Annotated in this window: 12 protein-coding genes and 1 tRNA gene; all 13 read right to left on the bottom strand. The window is 33.9% G+C overall.

The window, feature by feature from the left end:
• Positions 1-25 precede the first annotated feature (25 nt).
• Complete coding sequence (locus BMX53_RS01050) at positions 26-1069, bottom strand: cytochrome-c peroxidase (protein ID WP_074744202.1); 1044 nt, start codon at positions 1067-1069, stop codon at positions 26-28.
• Positions 1070-1130: 61 nt separating this feature from the next.
• Positions 1131-1940, bottom strand: coding sequence for an MbnP family protein (locus BMX53_RS01055; protein ID WP_074744204.1), 810 nt, complete (start codon positions 1938-1940; stop codon positions 1131-1133).
• Positions 1941-2022: 82 nt separating this feature from the next.
• The gene (locus tag BMX53_RS01060; protein ID WP_143061400.1) at positions 2023-2388 is read right to left on the bottom strand and encodes a hypothetical protein; all 366 of its coding nucleotides are present in this window, start codon (positions 2386-2388) and stop codon (positions 2023-2025) included.
• 100 nt (positions 2389-2488) lie between these two features.
• Complete coding sequence (locus BMX53_RS01065) at positions 2489-3361, bottom strand: helix-turn-helix domain-containing protein (RefSeq protein ID WP_074744208.1); 873 nt, start codon at positions 3359-3361, stop codon at positions 2489-2491.
• A gap of 89 nt (positions 3362-3450) precedes the next feature.
• Positions 3451-3819 (bottom strand): hypothetical protein, encoded by a 369-nt coding sequence (locus BMX53_RS01070; protein ID WP_244154459.1) that lies wholly within the window; start codon positions 3817-3819, stop codon positions 3451-3453.
• A gap of 68 nt (positions 3820-3887) precedes the next feature.
• Positions 3888-4751: a sigma-70 family RNA polymerase sigma factor gene (locus BMX53_RS01075; protein ID WP_074744386.1), complete on the bottom strand. Its 864-nt coding sequence runs from the start codon at positions 4749-4751 to the stop codon at positions 3888-3890.
• Positions 4752-4937: 186 nt separating this feature from the next.
• On the bottom strand, positions 4938-6323 hold the full coding sequence (locus BMX53_RS01080) for a trimethylamine monooxygenase (RefSeq protein ID WP_074744210.1): 1386 nt from the start codon (positions 6321-6323) through the stop codon (positions 4938-4940).
• Positions 6324-6805: 482 nt separating this feature from the next.
• Positions 6806-8962, bottom strand: a complete 2157-nt coding sequence (locus tag BMX53_RS01085; RefSeq protein ID WP_074744212.1) for a polyribonucleotide nucleotidyltransferase — start codon at positions 8960-8962, stop codon at positions 6806-6808.
• 172 nt (positions 8963-9134) lie between these two features.
• Complete coding sequence (gene rpsO, locus BMX53_RS01090) at positions 9135-9404, bottom strand: 30S ribosomal protein S15 (protein ID WP_038984678.1); 270 nt, start codon at positions 9402-9404, stop codon at positions 9135-9137.
• Between the two features lie 222 nt (positions 9405-9626).
• Positions 9627-10091: a GAF domain-containing protein gene (locus BMX53_RS01095; RefSeq protein WP_074744214.1), complete on the bottom strand. Its 465-nt coding sequence runs from the start codon at positions 10089-10091 to the stop codon at positions 9627-9629.
• Positions 10092-10302: 211 nt separating this feature from the next.
• Entirely contained in the window at positions 10303-10725 is a 423-nt protein-coding gene (locus BMX53_RS01100; protein ID WP_038984882.1) for a CBS domain-containing protein, read from the bottom strand.
• 604 nt (positions 10726-11329) lie between these two features.
• Positions 11330-11403: transfer RNA gene (locus tag BMX53_RS01110), tRNA-Arg, on the bottom strand.
• A 13-nt stretch (positions 11404-11416) separates the two neighbouring features.
• Complete coding sequence (locus BMX53_RS01115) at positions 11417-11866, bottom strand: GatB/YqeY domain-containing protein (RefSeq protein WP_063175179.1); 450 nt, start codon at positions 11864-11866, stop codon at positions 11417-11419.
• Positions 11867-11917 lie beyond the last annotated feature (51 nt).

An 11917-nucleotide genomic window follows, 5' to 3' on the forward strand; every position in this document is an offset into this window, starting at 1 on the left:
TCAATGAGTCTCGTTTTTTTTATGCTTAATACTTTGGGTTATTAATAAAGTCATAATCCGTAAGCGTATGTAGAAAAGCGATTATAGCTTTCTTCTCTTCACTTGTCATTGGTATTCCTACTCGTCCATTCTTTTGTCTTAGTAATGGATCTAATGTCGGGCTATCTTTTATCCCTGAAGAATAAAAGTCTAAGACATCTTCTAATGTAGCTATACTACCATCATGCATATAAGGGGCGGTCAGTGCCACATTACGTACTGTACTCACTTTAAACTTATATCGGTCTTCCTCTTCACCTGACACATCCTCTCTTCCTTTATCATTGACAGAAGGATTAACCCTCACTCCATTATTCCTAAAGCTGTTATCTGTAAATAGATCTGTGCTATGACAAGATGAACAATTCTGTCTAAAAAGAACTAAACCTTTCTTCTCTAACTCGTTTAAGTTACCTCCTTCTTCTTTGCGGACATACTTATCATATTTAGAATTACTTGATACTAACAGAGTCATATATTGAGCTAAAGCTTTTAACATACTCGTAGACGTCATTTTTTCATCATTATAAGCCTTCTTGAACATCTGTTGGTACTCTATATCCAAACGCAACTTATCAAGTATCGTAGGCAGTTCTTCGCGCATTTCTATCTCATTGTGAATAGGAACTATAGGTACCATCTCTAAATTGTTAGAGGCTCCATCATAAAAATACTCATTGTTAAATGCCATATTCTGAATAGCTGGTGCATTTCGCTTACCTACTAAACCATCTATACCAATACTAAAACTCTTACCTGCATCAGAAAAAGCAAACTCTTTAATATGACATGAGGAACATGATATGGTATTATCTTCTGATAAACGAGGATCGTGAAACAACTTCTTCCCTAACTCAAAGCGAGATTTCTTAAGTGCATTATTGTTAAAAGTGTAAGTTTGATCTGGAAAGTTTGATGGTTTCTCCCACTTTATGTCATCTTCATCTACATCAGGTAGATCAACATACTCATCTGATGAACAACTAAACAGTAGTAATGTACCAACAAATAGTGTAAATAATTTCTTCATAACAAGCTTATTATAAATAAGTAAAGGGGAGATTACTCTCCCCCTAAACATAAAAATCAAATTATAAACCTTGTTTGGTCGTTACTTTTCCAACACTAAACATAGTTGTTGCATTGGTCATAATCTTTGGTGCTCTAACAGCATCGACCATGATATATGGGCGTTCCTTTAAAACTATCTTATCCGTACTATCTAACAATAAAGACACTTCTACATTTAGATCAACTAAAGGTGAGTACTTATCACTAACTTTAATCTCCTCTTTACTCACTAAGATATTCTCCTTATAGTTATCTAATTTACTTCCATGACTACCAATGTGCAATTGGAACCCTGCTTCTTCTTCAGTTCCATTAATAAATGTCCCTTGGTAATTAATAAATTTATATCCTGTAAGCCATCCCCAAGTTAAATCGTGTTTCTTACATAAGTCCCAAAACTCTTGTTGATCATCTACTCCTCTTAAGTATTTCTCTTGATCTACACCTACACCAAACTTCACTTTCGTATAATAACCTGCGGGTACATCTTTTAAAGTAACTTTAAAGTCATTAGATTCTGAATCCACAAAGAAGTATCCTTTATCTTTTGGATATGTATATACCCCACCTTTGTCATCAGTCAGTTGAAAATTACTAATGATATATTTTAAGAATGTAACATTTAATTGCTCATTATTTCCATTTGCTTTATTAAGTGTATTGTACTTTAACTCTTCACCAAACATCTTATGGTTAAAAGTAAAGGTTACATCATTCTTTCCTACTAATACTTCTTTTACTTCCTGGTTATTGTTGTCATCAGTACTACAAGATGTCAATGCTACTGATGTAGATAAAAATAGTGCTACGTATGATAATATTCTTTTCATTTTATTGTGTTTTATAAGTTAAATTTATTCCATAAACTACCTGTCCGGCAAAGTCAGATACAGTGATTGATACTAAAAAACCTTATAAAATAGGAGGTTGAAGCACTATAGTGCTAAATAGAAATGTATAGAAGTTAGCATATAAGAATGATACTTTCTCTTCTAGATTTAAAGAAATCATGGTTGTATAATTCTTTGCTTCAAATATGCTTACAGGTATAAAGTCAAACAATACAGTAGCCTTCTCAAGCTTAACAGGAGCATCATGATCTAATACCTGCTCTAGCTCTTTTGCTACGTGACATTTACCATTACACTGTAATTCTGGTTTGTCTACATTCTCACATAAGACTGTGGCTATATAATCATAATTAACGATATACTCTACCACAGGCATAACTGGGCGGAATATAAAAACTATCGCTATGATGATGTATATATTTTTCACAGTGGCAAAAATATTAAAGACGGTATTATTTAATTAACAATATAGTTCCTGATTTAGATAGTATTCACTCTTCGCAAAACAAAAAGCATAAATATCTAAACTAGGCAAATGACTTTCTATAACTTTCAGGAGTAATTCCCTCTTGTTTTTTAAAGAATGTAACAAAGTAAGAAGTGCTATCAAAGCTTAGTTCGCGGGCTATCTCATTAATATTATATGAACTAAACTGTAAAAGTCTCTTTGCTTCTACTACTATGCGTTGACGTACTACATGACCTGCAGTAACCCCTCTCTCCTGCTTGCACAGCTTATTTAGGTAATTAGGTGTTACGCATAATTTCTCAGCATAGAACGAAGGAGTCTTAGCTATCTTAAAATGTTCTTCTACTAAATCTAGAAAAGCAAGAATACGATCATTAGAAGAAGGTTTAGTAAACTCTACATGTAAAGCATCTGCTAAACCACCTAAATACTGTAGCTCGCATAATAAGATATTTAAATATGAGCGCAATACTTTAATTCTATAAACACGATTAGAATGATATTCCCCTTTCATCAATTCGACTAACATATTGACTTTAGTATTAATGAAGTCATCCATAAACTGCTGAGGAATACTATCTAACTGAAAGCAATCAAAAAACCTTAAAACATTCTCATGATATCGCTGTGAGAAAAAAGAGTCTTCAAAACCTATGCAAACTCCTTCACTGGTGTTGTTAAAACGCATACGTACGATATCTCCAGGCTTAACCACATAGACACACCTATCTGACTCAGAAAACTCATACTCATTAATACAAATAGAGTAGTCTCCCTTATTAAGCACAATTACCATATAAAAGTTAGCTCTAAAACTATCTTTAATTAAAGGATAGTCAGAGTCAAATTGATTAAGCGTGTTAATAAAAAAAGAGGATTGGTCTAGTGTAAAATAATTGATTGAAAAGGATTTTATAATCTTACCAGACATAATAAACTTTAATTAATATTATACATAAGTTCATTACCACAGATACGCTTAGGTATGTGGTAACATTTATTATTCCTATAAAATATTAATTAAACGAGGGGAGGTCTAAGACTAGAATAGTCTAATAGTTTTGAATAAAGATTGTTATATGCATCTTTAATTTCATTCGTATAAATAGACTCATACTGAGGAGCTGAATACTCTTCAGATTGACCAACATACATTAAGACAAAAGCAATACTGCATACTTGTTTTACAGCATCTTTCTTTTGTTCTTCTTTAGCTAACTTTGCTATTTCTTGCATTAAGTAACACTGTCCATTACAGTGCATCTCAGGCTTGTCTTTATTCACACATAAGAACGTTGAGATATAATCATAGTCTATCAAGTAGTCTACCAAAGGCACTACTGGTCTAAAAACCAACAACGATATGATAATAAACAAAAACTTTCTCACTGTACAAATATACAGTCCATTAGGATATAAAAAAAGCGTTACTAAAAATAGTAACGCTTTATATATTATTATCCTAAGTAAGTCTTAAGGATTTTACTTCTAGACGTATGTTTTAATCTACGAATAGCTTTCTCTTTAATCTGTCTTACACGCTCTCTAGTAAGGTCAAATGTTTCACCTATTTCTTCTAGAGTCATTGGGTGTTGATCACCTAATCCGAAGTATAGACGTACTACGTCTGCTTCTCTTGGAGTTAAAGTTTCTAAAGCTCTTTCGATCTCAGTTCTAAGAGACTCATGAATTAACTCTCTATCAGGGTTTGGAGATTCACCAGAACGCAATACATCATATAAGTTAGAATCTTCTCCCTCTACCAATGGAGCATCCATTGAAAGGTGACGTCCAGAGTTTTTCATACTCTCTTTTACGTCATTTACAGTCATATCTAACTCTACAGCAATCTCTTCTGCTGAAGGTGGACGCTCATTAGATTGCTCTAATAAAGCATACATCTTATTAATCTTATTGATAGATCCAATCTTATTCAATGGTAAACGAACGATACGAGATTGTTCTGCTAAAGCCGATAAAATAGATTGACGAATCCACCATACTGCATAAGAAATGAACTTGAAACCACGTGTTTCATCAAAACGCTGTGCAGCTTTGATCAAACCTAAGTTTCCTTCATTAATTAAATCGGGTAATGTCAATCCTTGATTCTGATACTGTTTAGCTACAGATACTACGAAACGCAAGTTAGCCTTCGTAAGTTTCTCTAATGCTCTCTGATCACCTGCTTTGATTCGCTGCGCTAATTCTACCTCCTCCTCAGCAGTAATTAAATCTACTTTACCAATTTCTTGCAAGTACTTATCTAGAGAAGCGGTCTCACGATTCGTTACCTGCTTGGTAATTTTAAGTTGTCTCATATTATTTCTATCCTTGTTTTTTGCTATGTTGTGTTTTCCACACACCTATTATACGTACACTCTATCTAAAAGGTTACAACATTTTTAAAAATATTTTTAACCTCTTACTATTACCTACAAAAAAAGCACCACAAAAAGAGTTTTTATGCAGTGCTTCAGTATTTTATAAAAATTATAACTTTTTAACTAGTAATAATTTACCTTACTTAATTCTTCTTCATCCACTCCTACTTCATCTAAATATCGTTCTAAACTATCATCTAATTCCTTCATCCACGGTGTATGATGCTCTTCTGCTGTCACCTCTGTCATCACTGAAGTATACACCTTATCTCTATAACTAAGAATATTGGTCTCCTTATCATTTAACCAACTCTTAAACATAGAAGCTACTTTATCTAAATCAAAAGTCGGATAATCTGTCATACTAATTAAATCCTTAATATAATCTGTCTGAAAGTCTACATGCTCTTCTCCTGTCTTAGAAGCTTTCTCTAGCTCTACCCATTTAGAGATATCCATATCTCTATCTTCTTTATTAGGTAAACTTATGCGTCCTAACATATAATCACGTGCAAACCATGCCTGTGTGTCAAACATATTAAACGTATAATACTGATCTTGCATTCCTAAGAATAATAAACGCTCATTCTCATTAAATACTACTCCTTTATACAAATTATCTGGATATAAATTATTCTTCGTCTTTAAACGCAAATTATCTGGCAAGAAAGGAAACTTGTGCTGATATCCTGTACATAATACTACAGCATCATACTCTTTCTTTGTTCCATCCTTAAAATAAGCTACATTGTCTTTAAAATACGTTACCAATGGTTTTTCCTCAATACCTTGAGGCCACTTTACCCCGATAGGATTTGTTCTATAAGAAATAGTCACAGATTTACTACCGTGTTTAAAACACTGAACACCGATGTCCTCTGCAGAATAGCTACTTCCTATCAATAAAATATCTTTATCTATAAACTGATCTGCTCCTCTAAAATCATGTGCATGCATCACTGTACCAGGGAAACTGTCTATTCCTTTAAAATAAGGCATATTAGGAGTAGAGAAATGCCCAGTACCTACAACCAAGTAGTCAAAGTACTCTTCGAAAGTCTCATTCTTCACTAAATCATCAAACACAACTCTGAACTGCTTCTTATCCTCTACATAATCTACCCAACGAGCGACAGTATTAAATTTAATAAAATCACGTGCATTACTCTGCTTAATACGCCCTTCTATATAATCAAACAACACTTCTCTAGGGGGATAAGAAGAGATAGGTTGTTTAAAGTGATCCATAAAAGTATAATCCGCAAACTCTAAACACTCTTTAGGTCCATTAGACCATAGATACTTATACATACTTCCATGAAGAGGTTCTCCATATTTACCTACACCTGTACGCCAAGTATAGTTCCACATACCTCCCCAATTATCTTGCTTCTCATAACACTTAATCTCTGGAATAGGGTTACCCTTTTTCTGTTCAGATTCGAACGCGCGTAACATTGCTAATCCACTCGGACCAGCACCAATAATTCCAACTTTAAAATTTGACATAACTACATAACGATTTTGTCCTCACTAAAAAGTGAAGAATTAATAAAATGATTATTACTGATTACTCAGTCGAGATAGAATACCACATGTATGCATTCTACAATAGATACATCTATAAATGATGTACATTAGACAACACTAATTGTGTCGAAAAAAAAAGGTCAAGTACTAAGACTTGATTATAGATAGGAGCTGATAACACCGATGTCAATAATATTAAGACAGGCCATCCCCTAATAACGTTATTTGCTAATATAATACAAATTAAGGACTTAACCAAAAAACACCACTATAAAGTAAAAAGGACAACTAATATTATACTATTAAATCAACTCTATAAATAGGAATATACAAAAGAATAGAAGAATGGAGTATGATAACTCCATGACAGTATACGTCTGCCTAACAATGTCATAAAACTGACATAATAAAAAAAGGACACCTAATACTAGGTGTCCTTATATAATAACAAGAGTTAACTCTTATTTATTTTCTTGTTTTGGAGCATCTGCTTTTTTCTCCTCTCTCGGTGGACGAGGCATTAAAGCTTTACGAGATACTTTAGCTTTCTTAGTTTTAGGATCTATACCCATGTATTTTACATCTAGCATATCCCCCATTTTTAATACATCACCTACATTCTCGATACGTTTCCAATCTAATTCAGATACGTGAAGTAAAGTTTCTTTACCAGGTACAAATTCTACAACAGCACCAAAGTCAAGCATCTTAACCACTTTTACATGGTAAGTCTCACCTTCTACTGGAGAGAAAGTAGTGTTACTAATAGCAGCTAATGCTCTATCCATACCAGCTTGATCCGTACCAAGTACTTCAATGATACCGAAATCACCTTCTTCGTTAATAACGATAGTAGTTCCTGTTTCAGCTTGAAGAGCTTGAATATTTTTACCACCTGGCCCGATAACTGCACCAATAAAGTCTTTAGGAATTGTAACAGTAACAATCTTAGGAGCTTTAGGTTTAACAGTTGGATTTGGCACAGCGATAGTCTCTTGTAACAATCCAAGGATGTGCATACGACCATCTAGAGCTTGTTTTAAAGCTTGCTCCATAATATCATAAGCTAATCCATCAATCTTAATATCCATCTGACATGCAGTGATACCATCTTTAGTACCTGTAACTTTAAAGTCCATATCTCCTAAGTGATCTTCATCCCCTAAGATATCAGACAATACAGCCCAACGTCCTGTTTTTGAATCTGAGATTAATCCCATAGCGATACCTGACACAGGTTTCTCTATTTGGATACCAGCATCCATTAACGCTAATGTACCTGCACAAACAGTTGCCATAGAAGAAGAACCATTAGACTCTAATACCTCAGATACTAAACGAATAGTATAAGGACAGTCTGCAGGGATCATATTCTTAAGTGCACGTTGTGCTAAGTTACCATGACCAACCTCTCTACGAGAAGTACCTCTTAAAGGTTTAGCTTCACCTGTTGAGAAAGGAGGGAAATTATAATGTAAATAGAATCTCTCTTCACCTTGTTCACTTGGAAGATCAATAATGTTTGCATCTCTTGACGTACCTAAAGTAACTGTAGCTAAAGCTTGAGTTTCTCCACGTGTAAAGATAGACGATCCATGTACAGAAGGTAAGTAATCTACTTCACTCCAGATAGGACGAATCTCTGTAGTCTTACGACCATCAAGACGAATGTTTTGATCTAAAATAAGGTTACGAACAGCTTCTTTTTGAGTTTTCTTAAAGTAAGTGCTGATTAATTCAGCTTTCTCAGCTAAATCTTCTTCAGAGAATAAAGCTTTAACTTCTTCGTATACTTCTGCAAATTTCTCACCACGCTCGCTTTTAGCACTTGCATGAGAAGCAATATCATACAATTTAGCATAAGCCGCATCGTGAACGATTTTCTCTACTTCAGCATCAGTTACTTCTGGTTCGTACTCACGGTAAGTAAGTCCTAATGCAGCACGCATTTTCTCTTGAGCTTCGATTTGAACTTTAATCGCTTCATGAGCAAACTTAATTGCATCAATCATTTCTTGTTCTGAGATTTCTCTCATCTCTCCTTCTACCATACATACAGAGTCTTTAGAAGCACCGATCATCATATCGATATCAGAAGCATCTAATTGCTCTTTAGATGGGTTGATAATAAATTGTCCGTCTACACGAGCAACTCTTACCTCAGAAATAGAATTATAGAAAGGAATGTCTGATACAGCTAAAGCAGCAGAAGCCGCTAAACCTGCTAATGCATCAGGCATTACATTCTCGTCATGAGACATTAATTGAATCATAACTTGTGTTTCAGCGTGATAATCGTCTGGGAACAATGGACGTAAACAACGGTCTACTAGACGCATTGTTAATACCTCTTGATCACTTGGACGAGCCTCACGTTTAAAAAAGCCTCCTGGAAAACGTCCAGCAGCAGAAAATTTTTCTCTGTAATCTACAGTTAAAGGAAGGAAGTCTACACCAGGGTTAGCAGTTCTCGCAGATACAGCTGTAGCTAAAAGCATACAGTCTCCCATACGAACAACTACAGAACCATCTGCTTGTTTCGCTAATTTCCCAGTTTCGATCGAGATGCTACGGCCATCTCCTAAATCGATAATCTCTTTAGTTACCTTAGGAATCATAATAAATTAATACTTTAGGGTTTCTGTCTCTCCGAAGAGAGACATTAATAATTGTGTGTTGTGTTGTGTGTGTTGTTGTGTAGTTGTATGAAACCCAATGAAAAACCAGACTTTTTCTGCTAAAAAGGCTAAAAAGAAAAAGAGGCGCACAAGGGCACCTCTTTACTATTGATTATTTTCTAATATTCAATTCTTTGATAATCTCACGGTATCTGTTAATTTCAGTATTCTTTAAGTAGTCAAGAAGTCTTCTTCTTTTACCTACTAAAAGAACTAATGAACGCTCAGTATTGTAATCTTTACGATTTCTTTTTAAGTGCTCAGTTAAGTGTGAAATTCTGAATGTGAACAAAGCGATTTGTCCTTCAGCAGATCCAGTGTTTTCAGCTTTTCCTCCGTGTTTAGCGAAGATCTCAGCTTTTTTCTCTTTTGATAAATACATGCTAATATTATTTAATGATTTTTATGTATATAATATGGTATTTCCATATTTACGTTTGCAAAGGTAATTTTATTTTTGAAATTACAACTATAAATAATCGACTTTTTTTAAAAGTCTCATATTGCACTTACTTATTTGATTATCAGTCAATATAAAATAACACCATCCATCATCATTCCTAAGTACCTCAATACTTTTCTATAGCATCATGATATGATGAGACTAATTATACAATTTAGCTATCTCTACGTTTAACTCTTCTAAGAACTTCTGATCATCAGCTGTAAATGCATTGATAGTATTTGAATCTATATCAATCTGACCAATATTCGCTCCATTCACAAATAAAGGCACTACTATCTCAGACTTTACTGTCATACTACATGCGATATAATTATCTTGTGCCATAACATCCTCTACTAAGAAAGTTTCATTACTCACGGCCACCTGCCCACAGATTCCCTTTCCATAAGGTATTACTGTATGATCAGTCTCTGGCCCACAGTACGGACCTAAGTGTAACACTCTCTCTTCTGGCACAGCGAAGTAAAACCCTACCCAATCATAATGGTTTACCTCATTGTGAAGTAATGTACACACTGCTAATAATTTCTCATCTTTGTTTAAAGACTCTTTTTCTAATATTTGTTTTGCTTCTGACAGAAGCCCTTGATATATAGTACTCATCTATTCTACTTTTTTTATAAAAACAAATATAGTAATCAGATGGATAAATAAAACGAGAAGTAAATAAAAATAAGGGTTGTGCTAAACCATATAAAAACAAAAAAGCATTAGAACTCACCCTAATGCTTTTTTCAAACAACAATATGTAATCTTGTAGCCAAACTCACAAACTACAAAATATAATCTTTTTTATAGCAATTCTTCTTATATCTTAATTGCAATGCTTAATCAGATATTTAATCAAATCTGTGCTAGTAAGCATTCCTACTAATATATCTCCTTCCATCACAGGCAGAGATCTAAATCCCTTATCAATGATTATTTCTGCCGCAACTTTAATACTACATTCTGCTTGTACAGTTACTACATCTTTAATCATTACCTGTTCTATAGAGAACATATTATAGACTGTTGTGTTAATAATATCATCATTATCTCCACCAGTCTCTGCTAAACTTATTCTAATTAAGTCAGTATAACTCAAAATCCCTACTAACTTCCCTCCTGATATTACAGGCAAGTGTTTAATCTTAAACTCCTTGAATAACTTTTCAGCATTTGTCAATGAATCTGTCAAATTCAATTTGACAATTTCTTTTGCCATAATACTAGAAACTTGAATATCCTTTATCATAGCATTTCCTATTTTGTTAGGACAAATGTACCCCTACTGTAATTCTAAAAATATGATATTTATCAGATTTTAGTTTTTTCTTACTTTTTCCAAAAAAAACTATTAATTTTTCTAATTCCACATATTTACTAAGGTTCATGATATCTGCTAAATAGCAAACTCTTACATTCAAATCGCAGAATGTAATAAACACCACAATATCCTTTGTAAAAAGAGATCCAAAAAATCCTATCTCATACCTTCCTTTCAAAAAAGATATTATAACACAAATACTAGGAACAAATAGTTAGTTAATAAGATTGTTGACTTTTAGTATAAAACAATAGTTGCAGAAGACCTCTTATACAGTGACATATAGACTGATTAAAACTGTACAGTTATAGTGGGACGAGATACAGTGTGTCAGTTATACCTCCGTTATGAGTCCGTTGTTTTAAAGAATTTGACGGACTCACTACGCACCTATACTGTACTCTCAACTGAATCAACACAATCCATACTAGACTCTATAATAAACAGTAATGACACTACTATTCTAAAACAGTTAAGGTGTGAAAACAAAAAACGCTATTACCTAATAAAAGATAATAGCGCATATATTTTGCGTCCGCGGGAGGGTTCGAACCCCCAACCCTCAGAGCCGAAATCTGATATTCTATCCAGTTGAACTACACGGACATTAAATCACTTATTATGATAAAAGTGATTTTACTACAGATGAGATAGTTTTACCATCAGCTTTACCAGCTAACTCCTTAGTAGCGATTCCCATAACTTGTCCCATAGAAGACATGCCACTAAAACCACCATTACTAATAATCTCACCTACTATTTTTTGAACTTCTTCTTCTGATAATTGTTCTGGCAAGAACTTCTCAATGATAGCTGCCTGTGCTAATTCTGGCTCTGCTAAATCTGCTCTACCTTGCTCAGAAAAAATATTAGCACTATCTTTTCTTTGCTTCACTAACTTCTGAAGGATCTTAATCTCCTCCTCTTCAGTAAGGTCAGCCTGTGCTCCTGATTGAGTTTGAGCTAATAATAACTCTGACTTTACTGCTCTTAATGCCTCTAAAGCTACTGTATCCTTCGCTTTCATTGCCGTTTTAATAGCATCCATAATCGATGTTTGTAAACTCATATCAAATATTTTATATTTTCTGCAAATATATAAAAAAGCCCGAAAAACAAT

This window comes from Myroides marinus (assembly GCF_900109075.1).
Taxonomy (GTDB): domain Bacteria; phylum Bacteroidota; class Bacteroidia; order Flavobacteriales; family Flavobacteriaceae; genus Flavobacterium; species Flavobacterium marinum_A.

Coding starts and splice junctions, on each gene's coding strand:
- BMX53_RS01050 (WP_074744202.1), bottom strand. CDS start 1,069: ATGAAGAAATTATTTACACTATTTGTTGGTACATTACTACTGTTTAGT.
- BMX53_RS01055 (WP_074744204.1), bottom strand. CDS start 1,940: ATGAAAAGAATATTATCATACGTAGCACTATTTTTATCTACATCAGTA.
- BMX53_RS01065 (WP_074744208.1), bottom strand. CDS start 3,361: ATGTCTGGTAAGATTATAAAATCCTTTTCAATCAATTATTTTACACTA.
- BMX53_RS01075 (WP_074744386.1), bottom strand. CDS start 4,751: ATGAGACAACTTAAAATTACCAAGCAGGTAACGAATCGTGAGACCGCT.
- BMX53_RS01080 (WP_074744210.1), bottom strand. CDS start 6,323: ATGTCAAATTTTAAAGTTGGAATTATTGGTGCTGGTCCGAGTGGATTA.
- BMX53_RS01085 (WP_074744212.1), bottom strand. CDS start 8,962: ATGATTCCTAAGGTAACTAAAGAGATTATCGATTTAGGAGATGGCCGT.
- rpsO (WP_038984678.1), bottom strand. CDS start 9,404: ATGTATTTATCAAAAGAGAAAAAAGCTGAGATCTTCGCTAAACACGGA.
- BMX53_RS01095 (WP_074744214.1), bottom strand. CDS start 10,091: ATGAGTACTATATATCAAGGGCTTCTGTCAGAAGCAAAACAAATATTA.
- BMX53_RS01100 (WP_038984882.1), bottom strand. CDS start 10,725: ATGATAAAGGATATTCAAGTTTCTAGTATTATGGCAAAAGAAATTGTC.
- BMX53_RS01115 (WP_063175179.1), bottom strand. CDS start 11,866: ATGAGTTTACAAACATCGATTATGGATGCTATTAAAACGGCAATGAAA.